General features: G+C 36.0%; 30 protein-coding genes. 8 read left to right on the top strand and 22 right to left on the bottom strand.

Annotated features, from left to right (window positions below; translation table 11 throughout):
- Window positions 1-3: 3 nt before the first annotated feature.
- The 6 genes from DBX24_RS02550 to DBX24_RS02575 all read right to left on the bottom strand — a co-directional run bounded on the left by DBX24_RS02550 (window position 4) and on the right by DBX24_RS02575 (window position 4,407).
- Window positions 4-423 (bottom strand): hypothetical protein, encoded by a 420-nt coding sequence (locus DBX24_RS02550; RefSeq protein WP_160223882.1) that lies wholly within the window; start codon window positions 421-423, stop codon window positions 4-6.
- Between the two features lie 79 nt (window positions 424-502).
- Window positions 503-1,705, bottom strand: a complete 1,203-nt coding sequence (locus tag DBX24_RS02555) for a DUF2586 family protein (RefSeq protein WP_160223883.1) — start codon at window positions 1,703-1,705, stop codon at window positions 503-505.
- Window positions 1,705-2,028, bottom strand: a complete 324-nt coding sequence (locus DBX24_RS02560; protein WP_160223884.1) for a hypothetical protein — start codon at window positions 2,026-2,028, stop codon at window positions 1,705-1,707. The genes DBX24_RS02555 and DBX24_RS02560 overlap by 1 nt, the downstream gene beginning before the upstream one ends.
- A gap of 2 nt (window positions 2,029-2,030) precedes the next feature.
- Window positions 2,031-2,399, bottom strand: coding sequence for a hypothetical protein (locus DBX24_RS02565; protein WP_160223885.1), 369 nt, complete (start codon window positions 2,397-2,399; stop codon window positions 2,031-2,033).
- Between the two features lie 21 nt (window positions 2,400-2,420).
- Window positions 2,421-3,329 (bottom strand): hypothetical protein, encoded by a 909-nt coding sequence (locus DBX24_RS02570; protein WP_160223886.1) that lies wholly within the window; start codon window positions 3,327-3,329, stop codon window positions 2,421-2,423.
- 127 nt (window positions 3,330-3,456) lie between these two features.
- Window positions 3,457-4,407: a caudovirus prohead protease gene (locus DBX24_RS02575; protein WP_160223887.1), complete on the bottom strand. Its 951-nt coding sequence runs from the start codon at window positions 4,405-4,407 to the stop codon at window positions 3,457-3,459.
- 165 nt (window positions 4,408-4,572) lie between these two features.
- Here DBX24_RS02575 and DBX24_RS02580 point away from each other — a divergent pair, with 165 nt between their 5' ends.
- The 5 genes from DBX24_RS02580 to DBX24_RS02600 all read left to right on the top strand — a co-directional run bounded on the left by DBX24_RS02580 (window position 4,573) and on the right by DBX24_RS02600 (window position 9,924).
- Window positions 4,573-5,136: a hypothetical protein gene (locus DBX24_RS02580; protein WP_160223888.1), complete on the top strand. Its 564-nt coding sequence runs from the start codon at window positions 4,573-4,575 to the stop codon at window positions 5,134-5,136.
- Window positions 5,129-6,664, top strand: coding sequence for a hypothetical protein (locus DBX24_RS02585; RefSeq protein WP_160223889.1), 1,536 nt, complete (start codon window positions 5,129-5,131; stop codon window positions 6,662-6,664). The genes DBX24_RS02580 and DBX24_RS02585 overlap by 8 nt, the downstream gene beginning before the upstream one ends.
- A gap of 7 nt (window positions 6,665-6,671) precedes the next feature.
- Complete coding sequence (locus DBX24_RS02590; RefSeq protein ID WP_160223890.1) at window positions 6,672-7,124, top strand: phage protein Gp36 family protein; 453 nt, start codon at window positions 6,672-6,674, stop codon at window positions 7,122-7,124.
- Window positions 7,125-7,162: 38 nt separating this feature from the next.
- Window positions 7,163-8,383 carry a phage portal protein family protein gene (locus tag DBX24_RS02595; protein WP_160223891.1) on the top strand — a complete coding sequence of 407 codons (1,221 nt, stop codon included), beginning with the start codon at window positions 7,163-7,165 and terminating at the stop codon, window positions 8,381-8,383.
- Window positions 8,384-8,685: 302 nt separating this feature from the next.
- Window positions 8,686-9,924, top strand: coding sequence for a phage head morphogenesis protein (locus DBX24_RS02600; RefSeq protein WP_160223892.1), 1,239 nt, complete (start codon window positions 8,686-8,688; stop codon window positions 9,922-9,924).
- On the opposite strand, the gene DBX24_RS02605 is transcribed toward DBX24_RS02600, so the two are convergent.
- Window positions 9,925-10,155 carry a DUF7675 family protein gene (locus DBX24_RS02605; protein ID WP_160223893.1) on the bottom strand — a complete coding sequence of 77 codons (231 nt, stop codon included), beginning with the start codon at window positions 10,153-10,155 and terminating at the stop codon, window positions 9,925-9,927.
- Window positions 10,156-10,199: 44 nt separating this feature from the next.
- On the opposite strand from DBX24_RS02605, the gene DBX24_RS02610 reads away from it, so the two are divergent.
- Complete coding sequence (locus DBX24_RS02610) at window positions 10,200-10,748, top strand: phage virion morphogenesis protein (RefSeq protein WP_160223894.1); 549 nt, start codon at window positions 10,200-10,202, stop codon at window positions 10,746-10,748.
- A gap of 14 nt (window positions 10,749-10,762) precedes the next feature.
- Window positions 10,763-11,200 carry a hypothetical protein gene (locus DBX24_RS02615; RefSeq protein WP_260392831.1) on the top strand — a complete coding sequence of 146 codons (438 nt, stop codon included), beginning with the start codon at window positions 10,763-10,765 and terminating at the stop codon, window positions 11,198-11,200.
- Between the two features lie 338 nt (window positions 11,201-11,538).
- Here DBX24_RS02615 and DBX24_RS02620 read toward each other — a convergent pair whose 3' ends face one another.
- From DBX24_RS02620 to DBX24_RS02685, 14 genes are all read right to left on the bottom strand, one after another.
- Complete coding sequence (locus tag DBX24_RS02620) at window positions 11,539-11,808, bottom strand: hypothetical protein (protein WP_160223896.1); 270 nt, start codon at window positions 11,806-11,808, stop codon at window positions 11,539-11,541.
- Between the two features lie 4 nt (window positions 11,809-11,812).
- Entirely contained in the window at window positions 11,813-12,097 is a 285-nt protein-coding gene (locus DBX24_RS02625) for a hypothetical protein (RefSeq protein WP_160223897.1), read from the bottom strand.
- A complete protein-coding gene (locus DBX24_RS02630; protein ID WP_160223898.1) occupies window positions 12,072-12,740 on the bottom strand; it encodes a hypothetical protein in 669 nt (222 codons plus the stop codon). Before DBX24_RS02630 ends, DBX24_RS02625 begins: the two co-directional genes overlap by 26 nt.
- Window positions 12,658-13,026 carry a conserved phage C-terminal domain-containing protein gene (locus tag DBX24_RS02635; RefSeq protein ID WP_160223899.1) on the bottom strand — a complete coding sequence of 123 codons (369 nt, stop codon included), beginning with the start codon at window positions 13,024-13,026 and terminating at the stop codon, window positions 12,658-12,660. Before DBX24_RS02635 ends, DBX24_RS02630 begins: the two co-directional genes overlap by 83 nt.
- A gap of 4 nt (window positions 13,027-13,030) precedes the next feature.
- Entirely contained in the window at window positions 13,031-13,276 is a 246-nt protein-coding gene (locus DBX24_RS02640; RefSeq protein ID WP_160223900.1) for a hypothetical protein, read from the bottom strand.
- Complete coding sequence (locus tag DBX24_RS02645) at window positions 13,276-13,746, bottom strand: hypothetical protein (protein ID WP_160223901.1); 471 nt, start codon at window positions 13,744-13,746, stop codon at window positions 13,276-13,278. The genes DBX24_RS02640 and DBX24_RS02645 overlap by 1 nt, the downstream gene beginning before the upstream one ends.
- Window positions 13,733-14,254 (bottom strand): hypothetical protein, encoded by a 522-nt coding sequence (locus tag DBX24_RS02650; RefSeq protein ID WP_160223902.1) that lies wholly within the window; start codon window positions 14,252-14,254, stop codon window positions 13,733-13,735. The genes DBX24_RS02645 and DBX24_RS02650 overlap by 14 nt, the downstream gene beginning before the upstream one ends.
- A gap of 68 nt (window positions 14,255-14,322) precedes the next feature.
- On the bottom strand, window positions 14,323-15,024 hold the full coding sequence (locus DBX24_RS02655; RefSeq protein ID WP_160223903.1) for a hypothetical protein: 702 nt from the start codon (window positions 15,022-15,024) through the stop codon (window positions 14,323-14,325).
- A gap of 11 nt (window positions 15,025-15,035) precedes the next feature.
- Window positions 15,036-15,305, bottom strand: a complete 270-nt coding sequence (locus tag DBX24_RS02660; protein ID WP_160223904.1) for a demethylase — start codon at window positions 15,303-15,305, stop codon at window positions 15,036-15,038.
- A 31-nt stretch (window positions 15,306-15,336) separates the two neighbouring features.
- Window positions 15,337-15,969, bottom strand: a complete 633-nt coding sequence (locus tag DBX24_RS02665) for an AAA family ATPase (protein WP_160223905.1) — start codon at window positions 15,967-15,969, stop codon at window positions 15,337-15,339.
- A complete protein-coding gene (locus tag DBX24_RS02670; protein ID WP_160223906.1) occupies window positions 15,969-16,844 on the bottom strand; it encodes an AAA family ATPase in 876 nt (291 codons plus the stop codon). Before DBX24_RS02670 ends, DBX24_RS02665 begins: the two co-directional genes overlap by 1 nt.
- A 30-nt stretch (window positions 16,845-16,874) precedes the next feature.
- Window positions 16,875-18,962, bottom strand: a complete 2,088-nt coding sequence (locus tag DBX24_RS02675; RefSeq protein ID WP_160223907.1) for a hypothetical protein — start codon at window positions 18,960-18,962, stop codon at window positions 16,875-16,877.
- A 285-nt stretch (window positions 18,963-19,247) separates the two neighbouring features.
- Complete coding sequence (locus tag DBX24_RS02680; RefSeq protein WP_160223908.1) at window positions 19,248-19,853, bottom strand: BRO-N domain-containing protein; 606 nt, start codon at window positions 19,851-19,853, stop codon at window positions 19,248-19,250.
- Window positions 19,854-19,864: 11 nt separating this feature from the next.
- Window positions 19,865-20,068 carry a hypothetical protein gene (locus DBX24_RS02685; protein ID WP_160223909.1) on the bottom strand — a complete coding sequence of 68 codons (204 nt, stop codon included), beginning with the start codon at window positions 20,066-20,068 and terminating at the stop codon, window positions 19,865-19,867.
- 75 nt (window positions 20,069-20,143) lie between these two features.
- Here DBX24_RS02685 and DBX24_RS02690 point away from each other — a divergent pair, with 75 nt between their 5' ends.
- Window positions 20,144-20,809, top strand: coding sequence for a S24 family peptidase (locus DBX24_RS02690; protein ID WP_160223910.1), 666 nt, complete (start codon window positions 20,144-20,146; stop codon window positions 20,807-20,809).
- 1,137 nt (window positions 20,810-21,946) lie between these two features.
- Here DBX24_RS02690 and DBX24_RS02695 read toward each other — a convergent pair.
- Window positions 21,947-26,350, bottom strand: a complete 4,404-nt coding sequence (locus tag DBX24_RS02695) for a S8 family serine peptidase (RefSeq protein ID WP_260392832.1) — start codon at window positions 26,348-26,350, stop codon at window positions 21,947-21,949.
- Window positions 26,351-26,382: the final 32 nt, after the last annotated feature.

Consider the following 26,382-nt stretch of genomic DNA (forward strand, 5'->3'; position numbering starts at 1 on the left):
AGATTAAACTTGATTTGTAATATTGAGAGCAATGAATGGAAGTGTTATTTCTTGGAATTTATCTCCTTGATTCAGCTCTTTTGCTGCTTCTGTGAATCTTAAAGACTCTATCCTGTCTGTAATCATATAATTCCCTTGGGATGGATTACCATAACAAGCTAAAGCATCTAAGGAAAGGCTTAGAACAGAGCCACCACCTGCATCTACTAAGGCATCATATTCACTCCTTAGCATCTTGATTTCCCCTTCAAAGGATTCATTTCCTGATTGTATGCTATGTGGCTTTCTACCTTTAGCATATACTGCCTCTCTTTCTACCTTTTCAGTATATTTTAAGCCTCTAAAGCCTACAATATCTCTACCTCCAAGAATAAGGGTTAAATCACCCCATTCATATTCTCTACCATTGATATTTACTGCCATAATTCTTGTTTTATAGTGTAGCTCTCAGTAGAAAATCTTTGCTTTCTACTGACAAGCCACACAGGTTATTAGTTTAAGTTTAATTTTCAATTTCAAATCCGATAAGGACATTGATCCATCGGTTATATCCAAATGGACGAATTTTGATAACTACATCAAGTTTTGAAGAGCTAACAATATTCTGATTAACATCTACAAAACATCTTACCCCTGTATCCTTGGACTCTTCCAAATTCTTATTTATATTTCCATCCATACTGGTAGCAATCTTTCGCTCTACAGTGGTTTCAATAGTTTTGGCATAAATAGCTTGGATAGTTCCATTATTATTTACTGGGACCTCATCCAATAGGAAGTCCAATAATGCCAAATAGCCTAATCTGTATGCTTCATTAATAGTTCTTCTATGAGTAAGATAATGGTAATCATCAGCTACTGGACAGGCAAGCGAAGCATCCATAAAGAAGTAACCTGCTTTACCTTGGTGAGTAGTAAATGTGATAAATCCTTTATCATACAGAGCTTCTACATCGTAGTTCTCTACTTGTGTATCTTTTATAAAGAGTTTTTGAGCTTTTAATGCTCCATTTCTTACTTTACCAGGATTTACCTTTACAGAATATCCAGCCAAGCGCCCTGCAAGTACGCCCACAGCGCAACCTTGGGAAGCTGGAGTACCAGTAGCCATTTCTGTATCTCCGAGTAAAATACCTACAGAATTAAAGCTATAAGTAGTTAAATCTGGCAAGGATACTTTATTACCATTAAAGGCAAAGCCTTCTAATATCACAAAGAAAGGAGCATATTTGGCTCTGGTGTATTTTTCAACCAATATTTGAGCTTGATTAGCAGCAACAAGTACATCGGCATCCATTCCTTTATCTATTTGTACTGTATCGGAGCCATCATATACAGTAAATAGCCCTCTGATTTTACCCTGTGCAGCATTAAGAAGAGGCTCAACAGGACAAATGCCTTCTATCTCCGAAAACCATTTAGATACTTTTTTATCCTTTGACATTCCATAAATCCACAATTCAGAGCCTTCTCCTGCTTCTGTAAAAAATTCTGTAACAGCCTTGAATAGCCTATGGTTGTCTATACTATCCACCAGGTTTAAATTGGCTACATCTTTTAGAGACTTTACTAGGTAAGGGGTTTCTAACTGAAACCCATTAGCAATAGCTACAGCAGAAGCCACAATAGCAAAGCATCCTGTATCTAATGGATTTACTGCTCCTATAGCTCCATTATTAAAGCCTATTGAAATTTTTGGTCTCATTAGTTTTGAGAATTTTCAAGTTCTGAGATTCTATTTTTAAAAGCTTCTAAGAGGCTTTTGCGCGGCTTTTTATAGCTCTCTTCTCTTTCTAAAAGAGCTTTTACTTCTTCTAACTCCATTTCTGGGAGTTTATGTAGAATATCTTCTACTTTCTGTGCAGAACCTTCTTTTGCAGATTCTGCATCAACTCTATATACTTCGGTTACTCTTTTGTCTGTAAGAGTTTGTGCGTAAGAAATAGCGTGCTCTTCTCTAAAAAATTTCTGTCCATCAGAAGTTTTGTAATACTTCTCGAGATTTGGATATTGATTAAAAATGTCCATTATTAATTAGTTTTTTTGAGTTGTTTATACTTTTTAAGTTCATCTATCAGATTTTTGTTCTCTTCTATCAAAGCTTTATTTTCTTCTATTAATGCTTTATTTTCTTCTGCTAACTTATTAAAGCGGAGTTCTACTTTATTCAGTTCCAAAATAGCATCGTTATAAAGTTTATTCATTTGAGTGGCTTCATCTGTAGCTTCTTTCCATCGTTGGGCTATATGCTCTAATTGTTCGCGGTAGAATTTTACGGCTTTATCTACATTGTCAAGCTCGGAGTTTCGTACATCTGCGAGGTTTTTCCGTCTGGCCGCAAACCAAGTTACCAACGAGGTAACAACGCTTACAAAAGCCGTAATTACTACCTCATTCACAATTATTAGTTTTTAAAGCAATTATATAATTGCAGCAATCTTTTCTGCTCTGTAAGGAGTTGCAATGTAATAGTGTCTATATGCTAAATCATTGCTCTGTCTTGGAGGATTATTTTCAGCCTTTACGAAATACTGCTTTGTAATACCTGTTTTCTTAGCAATAGCTTCTTTTACAAATATTACAGAAGCTATCTTATCTGTTGCTTCTTTAATAGCTCCATAAGGCTTTTTAGTTTTATCAGATTTATAAATTGGCATTTTCCCATCGTACTTATGGATTTCAAAGCCTGCAATCATAGGTTGTGGCTTTCCTTTTGCATAATCTATAAGCTGATTACCAAAATTTTTCCTATCCAAAAGGAGATCATTCCAGTGAGTTGGACAGAGTACCAAACGGCATTCTCCAAAGCCTTCTGTAGCTTCTCTTGCTGCTACAAGGTCTTCATAAGTAAGTCTTTTTCTTCCTGATGGATCAGTAAGATTATTAGAACCTCCTGTAGCTTCAATTACTGGTGTCTTCACAGTATGAGATAGTGGTGCAATAGAGTGAATAGCTCTTTGGTACTTATCTACCTTGATCCCTCTGGTAATAGACTTGGTAGCCGTGTCTATGATATCATATGAAGCGCCCAAAGTCTTATCATCTGGTAGAGTTATAACTTTGGTTTGATACTTATCCAAGCTGATTTCTACACTATCATCAGAATATTCCTGAAAAGCAATTGGATAAGAATTATTGTTGATGAGAACATCAACCTCAAACTCGGTCGTTGGTACATAAATTTTGTTTTTCTCTGTGGCTGTACCTGGATTAATAGTATGGATTTCAGCATTGATTTCTGAAATACCTTCTAAAAATGATGCTTGGTCTGCATTATTAAGGTTCTGTATTACCCTATTTAACCATGCTTCTGGAAAATTTGCTGGCATTTTATTACTTTTTTAAATGGTTATTAAATTGTTTTTAATTAGACTTTCAATCTCTTTTTAATCTACCTTCCCCACTAAAATTAGGAAGGTAGATTTAAATTAATAAGAATGTTAGAAAGTCAAGAATCTATTTAAAGAGTCGTTGATAAGCCTCTGGATTGCTTTCTTTGAATGCTAATTGAGTAGATAAATCCAGTTTCTGGAAGTCATCAAAAGTCTTCACTTCTGCAGGTATTGTATTCTGTAGCTGTCCAGAGAGATTTTGTTTTCCTGGTGCATCTGTAACAGTAGATTTATATATGCTTGGAAATTCTGCGTGCAACTTAATGAAGTCTTCTCTCTTTGTTGCATCTATCTTACCTGCCTTAATGTCTGCATCTACTGCATCAGCAGAAAGCTTAGCCTTTTTCTCTGCTTCTAACTTTTCATAATCAGAAGCTTTTTTCTCTGCTAAATCTAATTTGGACTTTAATTCAAGTATTCTGGAATTTACCAGTTCTACATCGTGCTCTGTAGTGTTTTCTGGTAATCCCAGTGCTACTACAGCTGCAATGGTTAAATTAATTTTCTTCATTTTATATAAGTTGAAATTATTAATATCTGATGCGGATAAGAGAATTTCATTTACTTCATTCTCTAATAGTTCTCTTATTCTATTCTCTGATGAAGCATAAAGTCTTACCAAAGCATTTGCATTATTAGGAATTGCTACTATAGAAGCTTCCAAAACCTCTGCTTCTACAAGGTCATATACATCATCTGGAGATAAAATAAAATTATTCATACTGAAAGGATCAAGCCCTAAACTTGCACCTCGTATAAAACCTCTTTCTACTTTTCCTGCAATAATCTTGGCATTGTAATCTTCATTATCAAATACTGCTTCAGCAGTAAGTAAATGGCCTTCTATCTGTATATTTTCCCAACGGCCAATAACAGCATCATTACCTTCTTTATGAGAATCCAGTACTACAGGATTAGCCTGGAATCTTGAAAGTTTTAGTCCGGAATTCTTTACTCTGAACCCATACTGATTAACTTTTGTCTCATCATTAAGAATAAACTTGAATTTTGCCATTTATCTCGTTTTATGGTGCAAACTTGCAGAGAGCTTATTTCATACTCAATTAATTGTATAGAAACCGTACAATATTGTACATAACTCGGGTATATCTGTACAGGAGCTGGACAACTTTTTTAATCCCATAGCTTATAAAAGCAACTTTGCCAAAAACTTATAACTATGGGACTAAAGAAAACGGAACAAAAAGAGTATGCTAAGTTCCTTTATACTGAGAAATCTTTTTCGCAGAAAGAAATAGCAGAGAAAGTAGGGGTAACTGATAAAACTCTACGAAACTGGATTTCTGAAAATGATGGAGAATGGAAAAAACTAAAAAAATCCCTGATGGCTACAAAAGCCAGCCAAATTAATCATTTCTATAACCAGCTGGAGAAACTCAATGAAGAAATCGCTACCAGAAAAATAATCTATGATATTCCTGCCCACCTTTTAAAGCCTATTAAATTAAAGGATAAAGATGGTAATGAGTATATAGAATATCCTGAGTATAATGAGACTGATTACCCAATAAAAATAGGCAATTTTCCTACCAGTAAGGAGTCTAATACCATTATACAAATTACAAATTCCATACAGAAATTAGAGGGGGAAACTTCTATCGGAGAGACTGTACAGACGGCAATGGCTTTTGTAGAGTTTGTCCGTGATATGGACTTTGAAAAAGCTCAAGAAATCAGCGAATACTTTGATATGTTTATTCGTCAATTATTGAAAAATGGATAAGAAATCTTATAGGAAACATATAGAAGATTGGCAATCTTTTCGGGAAAATATTTCCCGAAAAACACCTGTAGATTTAAATGAGACTGAAACTCAGAAAAAGAAGAGAATGCAGGGTTTAGAAACTAATTATGAAAAGTGGTTTGAATATTATTTTCCTAATTTTTATAAACATAAACCTGCTGCTTTCCATATTAAAGCTAGCAAACGAGTAATTGAAAATAGTGAATGGATGGAAGTCCGATCTTGGGCTCGTTCTCTTGCTAAATCTACCAGAACTATGATGGAAGTGTTATATCTATCATTAACAGGGAAGAAAAAGAATTGGCTAATGATTGCCGATACTCAAGACAATGCTGTCCGCCTCCTTCAACCATATAAAATAATATTAGAGTCTAATAATAGAATTATCAATGATTATGGTCAGCAAAAACTCATCGGTAAGTGGGAAGAGCACGAATTTACTTCAAAGGCAGGTTTTTCTTTCCGCGCCCTCGGTGAGGGGCAATCTCCCAGAGGTACAAGAAATGATGCTTTTAGGCCTGATGGAATATTAATCGATGACTTTGATACTGATGAGAAATGTAGAAATAAGGACCGTGTAAAAAATGCTACAGACTGGCTACAAGAAGCTGCTTTTGCTACTCGTGATGTAGATACTGATTTGCTCATTATAATTAATGGAAACATCATTGCTAAATACTGTACAATCACCATTTTAGGGGAATTAGCAGACTACTGGGATATCGTAAATCTCACAGATAAAAAAGGCATATCTACCTGGCCAGATAAAAATACTCCAGAAGCAATACACCGAATGTTTTACAATTCTAAAGGAAAAAGAAAGATTTCTAAAAAAGCCCAGCAGAAAGAGTATTACAACAATCCAGTAGCAGAAGGAGAAACCTTTACTCAATTCGTTTATGGAAAATGTCCTCCCCTTAAAAAGTGTGAGAAATTAGTAACCTATATAGATCCCTCTCCTTCCAATAATAAAGAGAAAAAAAGCAGCTCCAAAGCCGTGGTTATTGTTGGCCTTTATGAGGGTAAATATTATATCTATAAAGTTTGGCTTGGTAAAGCTACCAATTCTGAAATGGTTAATTGGATTGGACAGGTTTATCACTTTTTAGATAGAAATGGTATTGACACAAAAAAAATATTTATTGAAAACAATAGTCTGCAAGATCCGCACTATCAGCAAGTGATTAAACCTCTTTTAGAGAAATATAGGAAAGAGCACGGTATAAAACTTCCTGTACGAGAAGATAAGAGAAAGAAAGCAGATAAGTTTGAACGATTGGAGAATATGGCCGATGATAATAATGATGGTAATATTATTTTTAATGAAAAAGAGAAGGATAATCCTATGATGGTTGAAATGGAAGACCAATGGCTGGGAGTGTCCAAAGATTCCAAAGAAATGGACGGTCCTGATGCTGTAGAAGGAGCAAAAACGATGATTGATACCAGAGTAGTAAAAGAAGATATAAGCTATGCCTTTGAGCAAATAGATAACAGACATTTTTAATATTACTATGTTTTTAGAAATTTCAGATTTAGGGGGTGTTATTTATAAATACCAAATAGAGCAAATAACAGAGGGAAATAATGATATTACCTTACAAGCTATAGCAGCTGCCGAAAGTGAAGTAAGAAGCTATCTTGTAGCTAATAATAAAAGAGAATGGAATGATGGACGCCTTAAATATGATATTGAAAAGATATTTTCGGCAAAAGGAGATAAGAGAAACACTCTTTTAGTGTCTCATACCTGTACTATTGCTAAATATTATATTGCGGAGCTATGTAATGCTGATTTTCTTTATGAGCGGACTAAAGAGCGCTATGATCGTGCAATTAGTTGGCTTAAGCAACTAGCAAAAGGAGATGTAAATTTAGATAATCTCCCACAGATTAAAGATGACTTATCAGAAGATAAACAATCCACTTTTATCTATGGTTCAAGACCTAAATTTAACCACGAATAATAGCCCTCTTGAATATATACAAAAAAAATCAAACTCTTATGGCAAAGAATAATTATAATAAAAAATCAAATACTGCAAAAAAATCCACTAGGAGTAACCTTTATCCGAGCCTTGTAGATAAGTCTATTAGTATGAATCGGCAAGATATATCTAAGATGAAAACTGCCCAAAATGCTTTTAGAAATACAGATAATCCCTCTTCCTGGTTGCTTTATAATCTCTATGATTATATACTGGATGATGCCTTACTAACTTCGCAGATTGAAAACAGAATACAAAATACTCTTGGTTCTACTTTCAATCTGAAAAAGAAAGGTTCTAAGGATATTGATCAGGATCTTACAGATACTTTCCAAAACTCTGAGCTCTTTAATGAAATCATTAAGCAAATTCTTAACACTAGATTTTATGGACTATCCGTTATTGAGTTAGATTGGGTTCAATTGGGACAGGAAGAACCTGTACTAAAAGCTAATCTATTCCCAAGACAAAACATTCTGCCCAAATCTGGGACATTGTTACTTGACTATAATGAAGAAAAGGGTATTAAATATAGGGAAATTCCTGAATATGGTACTTGGATATTAGAATTTGGAATACCTGGTGAAATGGGATTACTCAATAAGGCTATTCCGCATTGTCTATTCAAAAGGTTTTCCATTTCCTGCTGGTCAGAGCTCTGCGAGATTTATGGCATACCGCCTCGAGTGTATAAAACAGATACACAAGATCCACAGGCGCTGGCACGAGGTAAGCAGATGATGCGAGATATGGGTTCTGCTGCGTGGTTTATTATTGATACTACAGAAGAATTTGAGTGGGCAAAAGGTGTTTCTACCAATGGAGATGTATATAATAATCTTATCAGGCTCTGTGATAATCAAAATTCAATGCTTATCTCTGGTGCTATTATAGGGCAGGATACTGAGCACGGTAACCGTAGTAAAGATGAGTCTGCTCAAAAAATGCTTTCCAAGTTAGTGCTTGCAGATATGGCGCTTGTGGAAATGTATATGAATGCTCGTGTAATGCCAGCGCTTGCTCGCATTGGAATTATACCCGCTGACTATGTATTTAGCTGGGAAACTTCAGAAGATTTAGACACCCTTTGGGAGAGAACAGCTCAAGCTCTCAATCACTATGAGGTAGATCCTAAGTGGATAAAAGACAAATTTGGAATTGCAGTAACAGGAAAAAAAGAAAATCTATTATTAGGAGGCGGCCCTAATTTTAATATTGCTGAAAGTTTTTTCGTTTAGGGGCTGGTAGTACTACAGCTATCAGCCCAAAAGACTATTTTGGCGGATTACATCTTCGGTTAAGTTTTCTATATGAATGCAGTTGTGATGAGTGTAAGTCTAAAAAAATAAACCTCACAGCAAATAGCGATGAAAAAAAATTTAAAGCTGTTTTAAACTCTGCTGAAAAAGCATTTAAATACCTATATAAAAAAGGGGGCTATAAAGTTGAAGATATAAATGATGCTCCGTATAAAAAACTCATCAAAGAAACTTATAAAATCTTTGATGCAACTATAAAAGACAATGATATTCCAGAACGAATGAAAAATAAATTACAAAATGATATTTTCCTGTTTTCTGGACTTAAAACCCACGCTCAGCTCTTAGAAGCCACCACCTTACTAATAGATAAAGATACAAGCAAAATAAGAAGTTATGACAGCTTTGCCAATGAGTTTAATAGACTTAATAGAGATTATAATCAAAATTATCTTGAAGCAGAATATCAATTCGCTATTTCCAGCTCTCAAGCAGCTGCTAACTGGGCTGAAATCAATGAGGGTGGACGATATGATCTTCAATATAGAACCGCTAATGATGACAGGGTAAGAAATGAACACCAAGCTCTTCATAATACAACCCTACCTCCAGAAGATGATTTCTGGCTTCTGTATTATCCACCTAATGGCTGGAGATGTCGTTGTACAGTAGTAGAAGTTCTTAAAAGCAAATATGAACTATCAGACTCTGATGCTGCTGCAAAAGTAGGGGAATTAGCTACTACTCAAATAGGAAAAGATGGAAAAAATAAACTTGAAATTTTCAGATTTAATCCTGGTGCAGAAGAAAAAATCTTTCCACCTAAGCATCCTTATAATAAAGTAAAGGATGCTGATAAGGTAAAAAAGGAATTAGCAGAAGAAAATATATTTGAAGACACTATAGAAAAATTAAAAAAAGTAGGGGTTGAGTATAATGAAGTAAAGCCATTAAAAAAATCACTGACTGAAGAAGAAATTATCTCAAGAGTAGGAGGTGGTGATTTAACTCGTGGCTCTTGCGCCTCTTTATCATTTGCTTATGCAGGGAATAAATTAGGACTTGATGTTCTTGATTTCCGTGATGGAAATAGTAGAAGTTTCTTTGCAATGTCAGGCAACCTAAAAAATATAACAGAAAAAGTAGGTGGATTTCTTGAAAGGGAATCTAATGATTTCAAAGGTGTACAAAAGCTTTTACCAAATGTTAAAATGGATAAAGAATACATACTCATAACAGGAGCACACGCAGCTGTGATTAGAAAAAGTAAAGAAAATGGACTTCAGTATTTAGAGTTGCAAAGTCCTGTCTCTAATGGCTATAAAGCACTAACTACTGATGTTTTGAAGAATAGATTTGATTGTAAAAAATCACGAACAAGCTATGGGACAAAGATAATCTTAACTTCTATGCTGATTGATATTGAAAAATTAAATAATAATAGCTTTAGAGAGTTATTGGGTTATATCAATACTACAGAAGATAAGCAAGTAAAAGGTTCTCGTGGAAGACTTAGATAATTATTGCCTATCTTGAAAAAACTCAAACCAATATGGATTTTCACTATCAAATAGCTCTTTTTCTTCTTTTGATAGTTTCCACGGATAATCAGCAAATAAGTTATATACTTTTTGTAAATCAAAAGAAAATAAATGCTCACCTACTGTTTCTTCAATAGGAGTAAGCCAGTATATTTTATCCGTCTCCTTATTCTTATAAGGCTCAAAGTATTCAACTCCATTAATAACCATTGCTATCTGTTTTTTGCAAAAGTACAATATTTTATTATAAAACTATGGATTTAAAAGACTTTCAGAAAAATATTTTAAATGATGTAAGGGTAGAACTTAAAGATGAGTTTGACAGGAACTTTGAGCGCAAAGCTTTTTTTGATAAGAAATGGCCTATCACTAAACTTATTAACAATCGTGGTTCTTTAATGATGAGAAGTGGTAATCTTAGGAGAGGCTTCCAAGCAAAAATACAGGACAACAAAATTACATTTAGTAATTCTCAGCCTTATGCTTCAATACATAACGAAGGTGGAAAGATTGTAGTTACAGCCAAAATGAAGCGTTACTTCTGGGCAAAATATTATGAAATAATAGGAAGTAGCACTAAAACAATAACAAGTAAAGTATCCAAGAATAAAAGAATTCAGAGATTAAGCATAGAAGCTTCACAATGGAAATCCTTAGCTCTTATGCCTATCGGTAAAGTAATCAAAGTAGAAGAAAGGCGTATTATTGGGGAGCACCCCCAAGTCAAGCGATGTATAAAACGAGTTGTGGATAGTAATCTAAAGGAACTCAATCGAACAATTTTAAAAAATTTGAAGAAATGATAAATGAAATTTTAATGTCAATTAAAGACAAATTAAATGAAGTTTCTGCCCTTAAATATATTGATGAGAATTGGGGGCAATTAGATTTATATGGCAATGATATTCCTGTGCAATGGCCGTGTGCTTTGGTAACTTTATTAGGGGGACAGTTTAGTGATATAGGAAAAGATTATAGAGCTGCGCCAGAGAATAGGCAGGAAGCTATATTGTCTTTTGAGATTACTATTGCACAGTTAAAACTAACCAATTCCAGTAATCGTGCTCCAATTTCTCAACAGCAGAAAGCCTTTGAAGTTTGGAATATAGTACAGGAAGTACATCAAAAATTACACGGGTGGAGACCTAGCAAAACTACAGGTAAGCTCATCAGGTCAGAGTTAAGTTCTACTCGCAGAGACGATGGAGTACAAGAAATAAAAATAAGCTATACTATTGGACTGCATAATTGTTAGACCATTCAGAAAGCAACTTGTCAATAGGAGTATTAAGCACTGTATTAAGTGTGCTTCGGCTTATAGGAAATTGAGGATAAATGTATTTCCTCAATACAACAGTGTCAGGAATATCCTCTGTTTTATACTTCAGATAAATGTCCCTGATAATTTTATAACGAAGTAAAGTATTTTTTTGTAATCTCTTAGATGCCATAAAATGTATGGCAAAGATAGTATTTTTTTACCTATTATCAAATCACTAAAATGATAGTAGAGTTTAATATATTTAGACTACAAATATTAAAAAAAACCGCCTGCATATATCTTATGCAGGTGGGAAAATAAAAAAGAAAATCCTATTTATTATATACTTTTTTTAAATATTGTCCCTCTTTTAGTTTGAGGAACCTTTTTTCTGTAACCTGGAACCGCTCTATCTTAGTGCTATCCGCCACATAAATAAACCACTTATCTGGTATATGACTGGTATAGTGTGTTTTTCCAATAAGGCGATGTTTTGTGTGAGCAGGCACAAATTGCTTTCCAACAACATAACCGCTATTCATTACCTCAGGTTCTTCACAAGAGCTTAGCAAAGCTAAGCATATTAATACTCTATATCTCATTATCTTATATTTTATTAATCATAAATTCTCTTAACACCTCCAGAGCTTCAGCTTCAAATACCTTTAAATAAAGGTTCTCCTCGCTTTGCTCTTCTCCATCCTTAGTAGCAGTAAATGTCCAATATTCGTGCTGAGTTACTCCACCTGGAAAGGTTTCATCTTCATATTTCCATAGCCACCCTTTGACTTCATACCCCCTCTGGTGCAGAAAATCTATCACTTCCATTTGGGGCATATTTATCTTTACTTCCATCGTAATCAAATCATTTTTCTCTGTTATTTTTATCATCTTCCATTAGTTTATAAATCTCTTTTCTCCTCTTTTCCTCGGTCATCATCTCTGTTGCCTTCATCGGTAGGAATGGTTCCTTTTCGGGGAGTGGCTTTATCATTTTTCTAAACCGCTCCTGTACTTTCTTGGAGAGCTGGTGGAAGTACTTTCCCTCACTTTCCTGCCTTGCTCCATTCTCCTTGGTCTTTTGCTCATAGTGGATTTTTTCTCGCTCTTTAGCTTTCTCTTCCAGGTAAGCATTTGCCCAGTTCATCATTTCAAAAGTGTCAAAGCGGTAGAGCTTACCAAAATCTCCCTGCCGAGCCTTTTTCAGCATCAGCACAATATCTTCTATTGTATCTGTACTGAATTTCTCGTATAAATCACCTGCCAGTACCTGTATTTGAAAGCTCTCAAGCTCTTTTCCTGTAATGGTCAGGAAGTACTCCACAATCCTAATAATCTGCCTTATGACGCTTACTTTATCTCCCTGCTGACAAATCAAACCTTTCTGCTCGATGCTCTGCCGAATTGTGAGCGTTTGCTCCATTTTGGCAAGTTGATTAAAGGCTTGCTTGTTATCCGTACAAGTCTGTAAGACCATCAAGGTCGTCGGCTGCACTTCGCTCGATTTTGTTAATGCTTTTGAAGTAGTCTGCATATATCTTTGGATTTTGTTTCACTTGTTGGACTTCGTTATAATACTTCTCAAAATTACTCTCCCTGAATAAGGTTCCAGGGTAGAGATAGCCTGCCATTTTAGGGTTATTCTTCCATTGGATAGTTTTCAGCTGGATTACCTCTGCAAAATCCTGTTTTTGAAATCCTGCCTTAAGCAGGGCTGTAATTTTCGTGAGGTTGGTTTTTATAGGTCTGAACCTTGAACCTGTAATCTGGTTAAGAAATTCTAAGATTTCAGTCTCTTCTGTATGGATTTGTATTTTCATTTTTTTATTCCTTAATCTCATCAGTATAATCCTCCCAGAAGGAGTCTACTTTGTACTCTGCATATATATAATCTCTCATTACATCTACATTATCTTCAAACCAGTCGTGAGCATTAGGGTGCTCATCCATATTAATTTCAAAATTATGATACGCATTTTCGAGTTCTTTAAATACCTCCTCGCTAACTTCTATATTGCGCATTTTTATTGTATATTCTACTTTTAAATCTAAATCTTTGATTGTTCTCATCAGTTTAGCGTTTTATTTTTCACACCTTCTCTCCACCAAGCTTTGGTGGTTGCTTTTTTAGCCGATTTTTTGTTGTTTTCAGCGAGCTTGTATAACTGCCTTCGTAACACTTCCAACTGCTCTATTGTATGAAATGCCAGAGGTTTCTTATACACACTATGTGTAAGCATCCATCTATTTAGGTGATACCATTGATTAGGGAGAAATCGTCCATTGATTTCTTCACACACGGGCTCATCTGGGCGATGTATGCCTTCTGCTTCTAAAATCTTAAGACACTCGCTTATTAATTTGCTCTTGCTCTTTTTAATCCCCTGCAGAGCATTGCATAAGTCTTCGAGCTCTTGTACACTTAGCTCTCTACTACTTTCAGTCCTGCCACCTGTGAAATTATAAATCACCTCGTGGCGTTCTTCTGTGCTCATTCCCTTTTGAGAGAAAATTGTCTGTAATTTTTTAATTGTTGCCATAATATTTAAACTTTGTCCAGTGGATTATTTTGCCTTTGAAGCTCTGATTGAAAAAATCAAAGAAATCTTCTATTGATTCAAATCCATCATTTACCGCCAATTGTTCTATGTCTTTGATTTCCAAACGATTACCATCAATAATTACTTCCACATAATTATATATTCCGCCTGCTTTGCAAGGCGCTAAGTCTCTCTTATCTGAAAACCAGTTTATCTTCAATTCTTGAGTAGAAATAACAGCGATTTTTGGAGCAAATCGGAACATATTCTCCGTTCTAGAATTAATAAAAAAGTCTATATTTTTCCCTTCCTTCCACCGATTTTTTCTATCCTCTCGGATAGAATGTATTTTAGGATTTCTATCTATATTATCTTTAAATTCATATTTCCCTGTTCTTCTAGCTTCAAAATCAAAAGGGTCTATACAATGCTCTTCTAATCCAGCCCATATTTTCTCTACAAAATAGGTAGGCTTTCCATTGATTTTTGTTTTAAATGATAATGTCATATATTTAAATTTTACTTTGCTCCGCTCGGGGGCTCGAACCCCGATGCCTGCCTGTGCGGAATTGAGAATTAGTCTTCTTGTGGTAATAAAAAAGTTAAATCTACTTCATTTGGTAAATCCACCGAAGTAATAGAAAGTGGTAAATTTCGCTCTATGCCCACACCATCTGTGTAATAAGCCTCCACAAACCATCGGGATAGCTTAGGTTTATAGGAATTTTGTATAATTTCCACACCTTTTTGTAGGTCGGTATCAGGAAAATCTTTATCTGCAATTTGCCGAAGCTCTAAAACTTTTTTGCTATCTAAATCACCTTTAGCATTGCGTTGTAGGAGGCGAAGGATAGAATTGACTAACTTTTTAGTAGCCTCGTCCTTTGCCAAAGTTCCCAAAAAGCGATGCACCATTTCTAAACCATAACCCGCCTCATCTGTGTAACCATCTGTAATTCTGTAACCCAGTTTAATGCTTTGGTTTCCAAAACTTATCGTGTGGCTCTGTTGATTGCGTGCTTTAATACCTAGCGTCTCGATTTTTAGTTTCAAATAGTTTTCAAAATTTCTAAAAATCTGTTCTTTGGCTTGTTGCAAGATTTCTGAAGCATCTTTTAGCAATCTAAACGATGCTGGTACGCTCTCCGATGCTAATCCTTCCAAAGCCCTGTTGGCTTCTGCTCTTTTTTCCTTTTCTTGTCTTTCGAGTTCCTTAGCTTGTTCTACCACTTTTTTTCTCTCCTCTGGAGAAAGTTTTGTAATGTCTATTGCTGTCATTGTTCTAAATTTTATTGTTTTAATAATTCTAAGTGTTTTAATACATTTTGAAAATTCATCTCTTCTATATTTCCATCTTCTGGGTAGTTGGTTGCAGTCTCTAAAAAAGACTGGTAACATCGCTCGCAATACCATAAATTAAGCACTGCTACATAGTAGCCTTCATCTGAATTTCTATTGCAACTATCACAGATACCAAATCCGCCAAATACACTACATACCTCTACATTACTCATCTTTATAACCTTAAATTCCTTCTTGTTTTCTATTATTTCTGCCATTTCTATATTGCTTTTCTGTTTAAAAGTTCTTCTATTTTTCTTCTACTATCTGTGAGCCGTGTATGAGCATTGCTTTTTCTTGGCTGATAATATATTTCTCACCATCTAATCTACCACCTACAAAAGCTGTAAGACCTTGTACTCTGATAATTCTATCTGCAAGCCTCTTAATCATCTTTGCTGTTGATGTATAAGGTTCTCCTCTATCTTCGTGGGCTATGAATATGAATAGCTTATCTGGATTTTCCTTTATAAGGCTTTGTACTCCACCATTTTTAAGTTCCTCTACATACACGGTTACATTATCTATAAAGATGATTTTAGGGGCATATCTTTTATTTAGAGTTTCTTTCAGTTCTTTAAGAGGAGTATATCCATAGGCTTTGAATTTCTTATTACTCGTATTGAAATTTGCCCTTAGAATTACATCTTGAAAAGATTTCCCTAAACCTTCTTCTGCTGAGATATAAAGTACTGGTTCATTTTGGCTAAGATATTGAGCCAAGAGCATCGCAAACCAAGTTTTTCCATTTTTTTCTTCTCCATAGACAATCCACATTTTTCCATTTCTTTCGGGTTCTCCAAACACTTGCCTCCAAATTCCTGCTAATGGAAGTATTTTCAGCTTTCTGTCCAGTATATTCTTAATAGTATAGCTTCTCATTAGGCATTTATTTTTATAAGTGTTTCTAAATACCTTAGTCCTTTTTCTTTCTTAATGCAAGCTGCAATCATTCTGTTAATATCATTTTTATTCTTAACATTTACAGAAGCTACATCTCCTATTAGCTGTTTATAGAATCTTTCTTTATCCTCAGTTCCATCAGGTACCAGCTTAATGTAATTAGAATATCTATCAAAGATTTCTGCATAACCTACTTTTTTACAGTTTATTCCTCTGTCTATTTTAGCTCGTAGTCCATCTGCTCCCATCATATACCAACCGCATTCTCTGGGTACTGCATTCCAGAGTTCTTTTAACTCTAAAAAGGCATTATAGTCTAAATCTCCTGCTTCATCTAATACAATAAGAGGTTTATCCAAGTAGATAAGGTAAGTTTTGATTGCAGTCTTTACATCTATATACTTTCCTGTGTTATCTACTCCAAGAGTCTTTGCTAAAAGTCGGATAAAAGATTGCTTAGTTTTTGCCTGTGAACAATCTATATAGAAGGCATTTTTCATATTTTTAGTAATCTGCTTTGCGCAAAGGGTTTTACCTATTCCACAATCATCTACTAAAATCATAGATAGTCCTGCTTCTTTACATACATTAAGATTATCCTCTATATTGCTATATACTACTGTGCGGGCTATTTTCCAGTTATCATCTTTTAATTTTACACCTAGCTCATTTGCTATCAATAGCCATTGTGTATCACTGATAATTTTTTCAAGTTCACCCTTTTTAAGCCGGGATAAAATAGAAGGCTTTATATTGAGCTTTTTTGCATAATCACCATCATTACCGCCGTAGTTTTCTCTATCAGTGAAGATAGCGTCTCTTACTTTCTGCTTAAATTCTATTGCTAGTTTCATTGTATTGATTTTTTTTCTTGTTAATCTTGTTTATATCTGAAAGCTCTTTCTCCATCTAGTTACATTTTCCAAACCTGTACTTGGATTATAGAGAATATCATCATCATCCTGATTTATTTCATCTATGATTTCTACTTCTTGCTCTTCTATCTCTTGAGCTTCGTAGCGTTTAAGGTCCTGTATCTGATATACCCTTTTCAGTGGAGGAGTGTTATTAATGATGTTAATAGGTTCTATATTTTTAGTTTGTCTTTGAGCAAATCTCACTACGGTCATCATATAAGCATCCTGTATCGCTTTATTAATAAGATCTTTTTCGGTTTGCTCTGCTTTTGCTCTCTGATATTTTGGTATTTCCTTTACCTCACATATGTATCTGTTTCCAATGAAAGCCATTGCTTTGAGGACATTACCTTCATTATCGTCGAGCCAATAGACATCAATATCTTTTCCTTCTATCATCTTCATTTTTTCTATCAGGTCATTTCCTGTAAGGATTACTCCATTTTCTGCTATAGCTCTTTTCTGTCTTTGCAAGTTGATATATCCAGCATTACAACTTGTTTTAACCTTATACCCTAGATATGGAAGTAAGAGTTTATAATTTGTTTTTGGTAAATCTGGCTTTTGTTTAGATAGGAAGTACTCAAAACGGCTCATAGATTTATCTAATCTACTTGGGCTATTATTCCAGTCTTCCAAGTCAGCAAGGCGTGCAGATACCAAGTCTTCATAAGGAATAATCGGTGTTTTCCCAGTTTTTGCTTGGTTACTTTCACTTTTAGCGTGAGGTCTTGCTATCCAGCCATATGCTTTTTTCTCTATATTGTTTCTCAAATGCCCAAATCTGCGCTCTATAATTTTAGCCTGCGCATTATTAGCTTCCATTCTCACATTCTGGAACATATATCCATTTTGCAGAAAGGTTTTCGTAAAAGAGCTATTAAGTGATGATTCACATTCCAGTTCATATGGTAGCTCAACACCCCATTGATAATAATTTCTTATAAGTTGGCGATAAAACTCTAGTATAATACCTTCTTTTGATTTACCATATACAAAGCAAGTAATGCAGTCACTGGCTACATCTAAACCTATATAGAACCATAGTCTTTTGCCTTTATCATACCAGAATGGTGGCTGTCTATCATCTATTGAGAGTAATGAGCCCGCAAGTGTAGGAAGTTCCATTTGCTCGTGTGGAATAAACATTCCCTTATAGGTTTGTCTATTACCAGAACGCACAGCATAAGTACCAATTTTATTCTCCCACTTACTAAGAAATCTCTTAATTGTACTCTCTGAAAGTTCTGGAAAGTCTTTTGGATTATAGATTTCTCCTGTATCTTCATTTGTAATTTCTGCATAGCCACTAAGAAAAGTTTCATAAGCTCTATGAATCTCTGTATAAGTGGGTTTATGGGATTGATATGCAAATAATCCATTTAGAACAATATTTACATCATCTTTTATTTTGGTGCGATGATGCTTCCTTTTACCCTCTACATCCTTAATAATAGACATAAAATTATATTCATACTCCTTTCCATTGTATTTAAATGGAGTTTCAAAAGCATTTAAGGTCTCTTTAAATCTGGTAGGATGAGTAGGCAGATTATGGCTTATATCGTACCTCTTCTGTAGAATATCATTAAAGGTATTGCTCTCCTCACAAAGGAAGGTATTCATACCTTTAAGAGATTTTCCCAGTTTTATTCTTTCTGTAATGCTCTTTGCTCTTAGTTTTAGCACAGCAATCAGTACACTGGCATTTGTTATATACCTTTGTTGTTCATCAGCTGTTAAATAGTGTCCATCTGATCTCTTAAACTCCGTAAAGAAATTTACAGCTACTGTATCTGTATTGTAGTAGTATAATAGGGCGTGAGGTAATTTTCTTGGATCTCCTAATGCCTCTTGCATATCTCCTGGCAAGCTATCAAAATCTATAATCAGCTTACGGTTTCTGCAACCATTCTGTAAAGCCTTTATGCCATAGATATTTTTTCTATTCCTACTAATAGCTTTAGATAGAATATTCTGACTACTCCAGAATCTTGGAACCAGCTCATCTACCATTACGGCTACTTTATCAGTATTATTCCAGAAGTGTGGCATTATTTTATTAATTATTACTAATGTTGTCTTTGCTCCCGCCCAGTACCTGCCTCTGGGTGTATGCTTTTCGGGAAATTGATGAAAAAGTTATATTCCTAACCAAATACTGTGATCACAGCTGTCTTTCTTAGAGTATTTAACTTTTTTCCAGCGGTATGGAATTAACGCTGACCCAAAAGGTGTCTGCACAAATAGCTTTTTCACTATATCCCCTGTACATAAGTTGTGATAAGTACAGCTCTTAATAAAAAATCTTGATTTCATTCTCTTATTATTTTATCGTTTTTATCTATTAACCAAAGCTTTCATTAGCTGTTCTGCTCCTTGTGCTGTGTAAAATTGCTTTTCTAAAATCTTATTCCCTGTGCTACGAGCGTAGAGAAGCTGAAGCATATAAGTATCTTTTAGATCTCCTCGCAAAACCCTCTCTACTACATACTCTGTACAGCGACACTGCTTAGCTACCAGCCTTATATCAGTATAGGAAAGATGGCTTCTTACCTCGCTTAGCATTTCTTTTATGCTCTTCTGCTCAGCTTTTGCTTTTGCCTTGTCCATCACTTTGGGGTCTGTGCTATACACCCCATACTTTCTAATGCTTGGTAGTACCTCACTGGTTACCCACTTACGAAACTTACGAGCTTCAGGCTTGTTACTTCTCATTATTAAAGTATAAAGACCACTTTCGTTGACAAACAACATTTCTCTATTTTGACCTGAGGCGTAAATTTTACGGGTCAGCTTTTCGTCGTTATCAAGTTTTCTTAATGAAGTTTCTACATCTGTTAATTCTAATGCTTTGCAGATGTCTTTTGCACAGAAAATTGGTTCGCCTTTTTCCATTTTCATTCTAATTTCCCCAAATTGTGGGTGGATGATTAAATTTTTCATGTTGTTTTAATTTATCTGTTTATAATTTCTTCTAACACTACATCAGTTACTTTATTCAAGGCACTGAGTGCCTTGTAGTAATCCTTTTTTATATTCTCTGAGGTCTCACTTGTACGGTCGCCTCGCAGGCTTTTCCTTACGGTATCTGCTTCTACACTATACTTTTTACAGAGTTCAGAGATAATGCGTTGGTTGTATTTATGTTTTTTATTCATAATTTTGCTAATTGTCTCGGTTGTATTTTTTGATGGGACAAATGTAGATAAAAAAATATCTAATAAACAAGAGAGATGGATAAAAAAATATCTAATATCAAAGAGAGGATTTTGGAAATATCTGATTACAAAGGTATTGGTAAAGAAAAATTTATTGAAAATTTTGGAATGACTTATGGGAATTTCAAAGGGAAGCAGAAATTAACTTCTCTTAATTCTGACTTTTTAGATAAAATTTTATCTGAAATTCCTGAAATCAATGCTGAATGGCTTCTCACAGGCAAAGGTTCTATGCTTAAAGAGGAGCAAGGTAGTAATCTACCTGTTGCCACCAGAGCAGAAGAGCAAGAAGGTATCCCCCTTATTCCTACAGATGCTATGGCTGGTATAGCTAATGGAGAGATTTCTATTTTAGAATTAGATTGTGAGAGATATGTTATCCCAATGTTTAGAGGGGCAGACTATCTTATATCTGTAAAAGGCTCGTCTATGATCCCCAAGTATAGCTCTGGAGATGTAGTTGCCTGTAAAAGGGTTCCAATGCAAGATATTTTCTTTCAATGGAATAAGGTATATGTATTAGATACCAACCAGGGGGCTATTATAAAAAGAGTAGCTAAATCAGAGCAGGAAGATCATATCAAGATTGTAAGTGAAAATCCTAAATACGAACCTTTTGATCTGCATTTATCCCAGATTTATGCTATTTCTATTGTTATAGGAGTGGTAAGATTAGAGTAGTACTATTCAAAATATTAATTTATACACACATCTTTTTTATATTCTCCTAATAGCACATATCCGATAATATACTGAAAGTAAATTGATAGCATATCATTTTATTAAAATAGCTATTGCAAATAAGGTTAATTTATGAGGTTTTTTTTGCTACTTTAATGGGGTATCTTGCTCATCTATCTTTATACGCTTCTATCTTTTTACTGCTGTTTGGTAATCCATTTGGTAATCCATTTGGTAATCCATTCCTTTTTTTTACACAAAAATAGATTACTTCTGGGGTAGGCTTATAACTATAAATTCACTTATAGGTCAGCTCTACTTTACAACATAAGAAAAGCCCTAAAACGATTGTTTTAAGGCTTTTTCGGTAGTATATACACTCTACTATATTGGTAATTTTCTATTTCATTTAGTGAGCTTTTAAATTCCCTTTAAAAAAGGTAGTAAAAAGGTAACAAAGGGTACAATATTTACATTTCGGTACATCCATTATTTTCACCTTTTTTAGAAGAAACCATTTAATTTTCAGGTATTTTTACCTATTTTTATAACTAATTCTTTTTTTTACATTTAGTTATACCCCTATTACTAAAAGCTGCTTTATTTCCTGACGCGAGGAAATTTCGCTCCAAGCGTGTGGAGTTTTACCTCTGCTCGTATAGAGGGGTACTTTTGTGTGTATTAGAATTACATTTCTTTTATAAGAACAAGAGATTTTTTAAAGATATCTCAATGCCTGTTTTTGAAGAAAAATCCGAAAAAAAGGCTAAAACCTAGCCCGAAAACAAGCAAAAATTCACCCCAAAACGACTGCCCCAACCCCCAAAAAGTACAGATTTTCACCTCCGTAAGTCGTTGGTAAACAATCGTTATAATAGACCCGAATTTTCATACGGGAGAAAAAAAATTTTCATACGGGAGAAAATTTGACTCCGTACGGGAGAAAATTTTCCTCCTCCATAGAGAAAAAAAATTTTCGTACGATTGGAGGGAAATTTTAACACTTTTTGAATTATCTTCCTTTTATAAGAAAAGGAGATTTTTTAAAGATATCTCAATTGAGATACTTTATCCAAAATAAAAGAGTGCCTTTGTAATAAAGACACTCTCTTTTAGCTAATGGCTATTCGCTATAAGCTACTTGATGATGAGCTTAGCGGTTTGCTTCTCGCCTCTGTCATTAACTACTGAGAGCAGATATGCTCCTTTCGGGAAGGAAGTGAGGTCGAGCTCCGCTTGTGCAGACTTGTAATCTCCCTTAAAGACGAGCTTACCAGCCATATCATAGACTTCAGCCTTCATATGAGATACTCCTGTACCGGCATCTATGGTAAAGTGGCCATTGGACGGGTTAGGGTAAATCTTCAATGTGGAAGTCTTAGCCGCTTCGGAAGTGGAGAGGTTGGTTACCACTACCGTAGTGCTCTCTTTGTCGGACTTCACGGTACCGCTATTCTCCTCATAAAGGGCATATACATCGTAGGTATAGGTGCCGTTGTCGGTAAGATGATCCACAAAAGAGAGGGTATTCACATCGCTGATATCGCTGAGCTTAACGCCATTTCTATGGATTTCATAGCCTTTGAGCTTAGGCTCGGTGGTAAATCCGAACTCTTTTACAGGGATTTCTTCTTTGCCCACAGGGGTTATCTGCTCGATAGCAGCGATATTAATCAGCTCCTTACCTGCTTCATAAATCGCTTTATAGTCCTTGATTTCTTCGGTGGATTTATCTGCTTTTCTATCGGTTTTGCCTGCATTATTGTAGCCTACTTGGATATTATCGAGCGCTATTGCATAGCTCTCCTTCGGAAGAGACCTGTAATGGAACGCGATGAAGAAGTCCTTCGCCGTATGAGGCTTAATATCGATAGCCTTAGTAGCGAACTTCGACATTTTACCCGTAGTAGCTTCTTCGGTATAGATTTTATGGCCATTGGCTTTAATCTCATCTACGGACGGCACGGTACCCCCTTGGGTAGCTTCTATGAGATAGATATCATACCTTTCCTTGTACTGGTGGAAGTAGTCAAACGCCAGTTCCTCAGCACCTGCTTTTTGCATTGGGGTGATGAGCCAGTCGTCTGCCACTTTGTTATTCCTAGCGAAATACACTGCTATACCTTTCTTACCTGTAGACTTATAATTGGTAGAGAGTCCCCAAGTTTTACCATCTTGGTTGGCATCTATCACCGTCATATCTACTGGTACGGTAGCACCTTCAAAGTCTTCGTTATAATCTGGTCTCATAAACGGTCTCTCCCAGTTGAGGGTAAGAGTCTTCGCTGCAGTATCGAGGGAGTGATTCACCTGTCCTACCCCTTGATAGAGAGTGGTTACATTTATGAGTTTTGCTTTTTCCTTAGTGTCTGCATTATGAGGGGACTCTGCGGTAAGTGCTACGGAGTATTTACCATATTTGTTGAACTTCACAATAATGTTCTCAGAAGCAGCAGAAGTACCAGAGGTAAACTCTACATTCTCGCTTGGGGTAATTACCCAGTTGAACTTCGTAGGTACAGGATTACCCGTAGAGGTATTCTTAAAGGTAATGGTCTCGCCTTCTCCTATCTTAGTAGCGGTCTCAGTAAAGCTTGCTACTACGGGAGTATTCTGAATAGAGATATAGCTGTCCTTGGTAAGGCTACCTGTGCCCTCGCTATTGGTAGCTTTAAGGGTTACGGTATAAAGTCCGTTTTCGGTAAGCAATACTTTCGGAGTTTTAGAATGAGCATTTGTACCGTCTTGGTAAGCGACTTTATTTGGGTTGAATGACCATTCATAAGAGGTTACAGGCTGCTGAGCGGCAGAGAAAGTTTCATTATTAAGGGTGATGACTTCATAAGAATTTGCTTTTACCCTATCTGCTTTGAATGCGACTACTGGCTCTCCATCTGCGTGGCGAAGGACTACATCATCTACCGCTACAGCATAGCTATCGGTATCTGACTTATGATGGAAACCGATAAAGAGCTTGTCTGCGGTACTAGGCGTTCTGAACTCATAGGAGTACTTCGCATAGGAATTGGTAAGGTCTTCCGCAGCGCTATTATCCAGCTTGGTAAGCATTGCTGTAGAAGTAGCCTCATTTCCAATAAAGACTTCGAGACTTTCTTTTTTATTCTCATCTAATTTTGCAGCATAGAATTCAAGACTGTAAAGGGTATTGGGCTTCACTTGGAATGGATTGGAGAACATCCAATCGTTCGTGGTCTTATGCCCTGGGAAATTCACTGCAACCTGAGCACCTGAGTGGGCAAATGTTCGGTCAGAATGAATCATCCAAGTCTTTTTATCATCATCTGTATCTTCTGCTGTCCAGCCTTTTTTATCAAAAGGAGACTCAAAGTCATAGGAGAAAGAAGATTTCTTCTCAGTTAAATCTACTATCGTATTATATGCCTTAGCTGTTGCCTTGTTATTAAAGGTAATCTCGTCTTCTGTGGATACTACTTCTGCTTCTATGGTGTAGTTTGCAAAAGATTTGGAAAGATCTACGGTAATTGTCTTTTTAATGGAAGACTTACCGCTAACGGCATCAAGGCTTACCTGAGCCTCAGCAGATTCTGTATTATCATCTGTATTGATAACCTTGTATTTGAGCACTGCACCTGCTGCAACGGATTCAGTACCCTCATTGGCTACTTCTACTTCCACAGGAGTAGCATTGGAGAAGTCCTTAGCTGGAGGGAGTTTTATTGCCTTTATAGTAAGGTCTTTCTTCACATCAAATTCTACCCCTGTAGCGATTAATGAGAAGTCTTGGCTTGCAGCATTAATCAGGGTATAAGAGCCTCCACTAATTTCATTATCTTTCAAATCTCCTTTGTGGGTAATTTTAAGAGTATAGGTCTTCCCAGCTTCTGGATTCTTGATAACGATTTGCTCTACATTATCCCTTGCATTATCTGCCTGCTGAGCAGCATTGGCAGGGTGGTCAGGGTCTAATACCCAAGGGAAGTATTCATTAGTACCATCGGTAATCCTGATATCAAGGTCATTCACGAGTACTGACTGGCGGTTATTCAAACCCTGTGGGAGGTCTTTTCTTTCAATCACAGCATCATCCCAAGCTATAGTTACCACTAATGGCTCTGTACCTTTGGCTACGAGCTGTTTTGTAATCGTTTGTTTGTTATTGAGCTTTTCTTCGGAGATTAATGAGAATTTATTTCTTAAAGAAATCACCTGAGCGGCTTTAAAATCATTAAGCAATCCCCAGCCAAACATATAGTCAGGCCCATCGTGTGGTCCAGCTTCATTTGCGGTATGTATTGCGAGGGCTTTAAGGGTAGCACTTTTCATAAACGATGAGTATAGCTTCTTGTAATGCTCCTGTAGTAGGAGTAAAGAACCTGTAACATTAGGAGATGCCATAGAGGTACCACTCATAACAGTATAAGAAGATGAGTTTGAAGAATTGGTAGAAAATACATCTACACCAATACCTGTGATATCTGGCTTAATACGACCGTCATCCGTAGGCCCAAAAGCGGAGAAGCTCGCAACCTTTACATCGCTTGGTTGTTTATAGCCACCTGGCATTTTCTCAGCAGCGGCTACTACGAGTATATTTTTACCCGTTGTACTGGCAGAAATACAATCAAAACCATCTGCACCACCATTGACCTCTCTTGCTTCATTGGAGCGTTTCCAAGTGTTTTGAGCAGTGCGCACAAAGTGATAAGAGCCTGGAGATGGTCCATCTCCTCTTGGGTTACCCGCTGCTTTTACAGGTAGATAGTAAGGCGCAAGCCTACTTACCAAATCCCAAGAAGTATCTGTATCTATATATTTTCCAAAGTAGCTATCTTCGGTCTCATCATCTTCTCCTAACCAGTGCCAGCCTGGCTGACCAGAATAACTTCCATAGACAAACCCAGCTGGTATACCATAAGAGTGGTTGGAGAGCAAGGCCCCTTCATTTGCTGCAGCATCGCTCATTTCATTAAGATCGCTATACCAATCATACGCGTGGAGTTCTGCTTTTGGAGCCATACCTTTTGCTCGTTTGTCTATACCAGAAGCTATCATTGTACCTGCCACATGGGTAGCATGCGGGCTTGTTGTTCTTGGGTTATCTTTTTGTTTTGCTCTACCGCCAAACTCTCGGTGGCTTACGAGCGTAGCACCACCGTCCCATTCAAAGACACGCATACCATCACCATCTAATTCATAATGGCCACCGCCTGTATTGAGCAGGTTTGCTCCCGTAGCACTAGAAGCACCTGCGTTGTAAGTGATATAATATATAGGTCTACCCTTCTGGTTAAAGCCTTGCAGCTGGAAGATTCCATTCGCAGTCTTCCCTTCAAAAGGGATATTAAGTTTCTGAGCTTTTTGTTTTAGGGCATTGATGCTAAGTGTAGATTTTTGAGTAATCCCACTGAATAGTCTCAGTTTTGCGACTTCAGTTTTTTGCTGTATTTCTTTTATTTCTTCTGCATTTTGGGCAAAAGCAGTAGTTGCAAATAAATAGCAAAGCGCTATTGGTAATTTTTTGGTGAGAAAGCCACCATTAAAAATTGTTTTTTCGTCCATTGATAAGATTTTTAAAAATAAAACGCCACAAA

The organism is Bergeyella cardium (assembly GCF_009914665.1).
Lineage (GTDB): Bacteria > Bacteroidota > Bacteroidia > Flavobacteriales > Weeksellaceae > Bergeyella_A > Bergeyella_A cardium.

What these genes read in the sequence shown, in the direction of transcription:
- DBX24_RS02550 (WP_160223882.1), bottom strand. Translation starts at nt 423, where the DNA reads ATGGCAGTAAATATCAATGGTAGAGAATATGAATGGGGTGATTTAACC.
- DBX24_RS02555 (WP_160223883.1), bottom strand. Translation starts at nt 1,705, where the DNA reads ATGAGACCAAAAATTTCAATAGGCTTTAATAATGGAGCTATAGGAGCA.
- DBX24_RS02560 (WP_160223884.1), bottom strand. Translation starts at nt 2,028, where the DNA reads ATGGACATTTTTAATCAATATCCAAATCTCGAGAAGTATTACAAAACT.
- DBX24_RS02570 (WP_160223886.1), bottom strand. Translation starts at nt 3,329, where the DNA reads ATGCCAGCAAATTTTCCAGAAGCATGGTTAAATAGGGTAATACAGAAC.
- DBX24_RS02575 (WP_160223887.1), bottom strand. Translation starts at nt 4,407, where the DNA reads ATGGCAAAATTCAAGTTTATTCTTAATGATGAGACAAAAGTTAATCAG.
- DBX24_RS02580 (WP_160223888.1), top strand. Translation starts at nt 4,573, where the DNA reads ATGGGACTAAAGAAAACGGAACAAAAAGAGTATGCTAAGTTCCTTTAT.
- DBX24_RS02585 (WP_160223889.1), top strand. Translation starts at nt 5,129, where the DNA reads ATGGATAAGAAATCTTATAGGAAACATATAGAAGATTGGCAATCTTTT.
- DBX24_RS02590 (WP_160223890.1), top strand. Translation starts at nt 6,672, where the DNA reads ATGTTTTTAGAAATTTCAGATTTAGGGGGTGTTATTTATAAATACCAA.
- DBX24_RS02595 (WP_160223891.1), top strand. Translation starts at nt 7,163, where the DNA reads ATGGCAAAGAATAATTATAATAAAAAATCAAATACTGCAAAAAAATCC.
- DBX24_RS02600 (WP_160223892.1), top strand. Translation starts at nt 8,686, where the DNA reads ATGAAAAATAAATTACAAAATGATATTTTCCTGTTTTCTGGACTTAAA.
- DBX24_RS02605 (WP_160223893.1), bottom strand. Translation starts at nt 10,155, where the DNA reads ATGGTTATTAATGGAGTTGAATACTTTGAGCCTTATAAGAATAAGGAG.
- DBX24_RS02610 (WP_160223894.1), top strand. Translation starts at nt 10,200, where the DNA reads ATGGATTTAAAAGACTTTCAGAAAAATATTTTAAATGATGTAAGGGTA.
- DBX24_RS02615 (WP_260392831.1), top strand. Translation starts at nt 10,763, where the DNA reads ATGTCAATTAAAGACAAATTAAATGAAGTTTCTGCCCTTAAATATATT.
- DBX24_RS02620 (WP_160223896.1), bottom strand. Translation starts at nt 11,808, where the DNA reads ATGAGATATAGAGTATTAATATGCTTAGCTTTGCTAAGCTCTTGTGAA.
- DBX24_RS02625 (WP_160223897.1), bottom strand. Translation starts at nt 12,097, where the DNA reads ATGATAAAAATAACAGAGAAAAATGATTTGATTACGATGGAAGTAAAG.
- DBX24_RS02630 (WP_160223898.1), bottom strand. Translation starts at nt 12,740, where the DNA reads ATGCAGACTACTTCAAAAGCATTAACAAAATCGAGCGAAGTGCAGCCG.
- DBX24_RS02635 (WP_160223899.1), bottom strand. Translation starts at nt 13,026, where the DNA reads ATGAAAATACAAATCCATACAGAAGAGACTGAAATCTTAGAATTTCTT.
- DBX24_RS02640 (WP_160223900.1), bottom strand. Translation starts at nt 13,276, where the DNA reads ATGAGAACAATCAAAGATTTAGATTTAAAAGTAGAATATACAATAAAA.
- DBX24_RS02645 (WP_160223901.1), bottom strand. Translation starts at nt 13,746, where the DNA reads ATGGCAACAATTAAAAAATTACAGACAATTTTCTCTCAAAAGGGAATG.
- DBX24_RS02650 (WP_160223902.1), bottom strand. Translation starts at nt 14,254, where the DNA reads ATGACATTATCATTTAAAACAAAAATCAATGGAAAGCCTACCTATTTT.
- DBX24_RS02655 (WP_160223903.1), bottom strand. Translation starts at nt 15,024, where the DNA reads ATGACAGCAATAGACATTACAAAACTTTCTCCAGAGGAGAGAAAAAAA.
- DBX24_RS02660 (WP_160223904.1), bottom strand. Translation starts at nt 15,305, where the DNA reads ATGGCAGAAATAATAGAAAACAAGAAGGAATTTAAGGTTATAAAGATG.
- DBX24_RS02665 (WP_160223905.1), bottom strand. Translation starts at nt 15,969, where the DNA reads ATGAGAAGCTATACTATTAAGAATATACTGGACAGAAAGCTGAAAATA.
- DBX24_RS02670 (WP_160223906.1), bottom strand. Translation starts at nt 16,844, where the DNA reads ATGAAACTAGCAATAGAATTTAAGCAGAAAGTAAGAGACGCTATCTTC.
- DBX24_RS02675 (WP_160223907.1), bottom strand. Translation starts at nt 18,962, where the DNA reads ATGCCACACTTCTGGAATAATACTGATAAAGTAGCCGTAATGGTAGAT.
- DBX24_RS02680 (WP_160223908.1), bottom strand. Translation starts at nt 19,853, where the DNA reads ATGAAAAATTTAATCATCCACCCACAATTTGGGGAAATTAGAATGAAA.
- DBX24_RS02685 (WP_160223909.1), bottom strand. Translation starts at nt 20,068, where the DNA reads ATGAATAAAAAACATAAATACAACCAACGCATTATCTCTGAACTCTGT.
- DBX24_RS02690 (WP_160223910.1), top strand. Translation starts at nt 20,144, where the DNA reads ATGGATAAAAAAATATCTAATATCAAAGAGAGGATTTTGGAAATATCT.
- DBX24_RS02695 (WP_260392832.1), bottom strand. Translation starts at nt 26,350, where the DNA reads ATGGACGAAAAAACAATTTTTAATGGTGGCTTTCTCACCAAAAAATTA.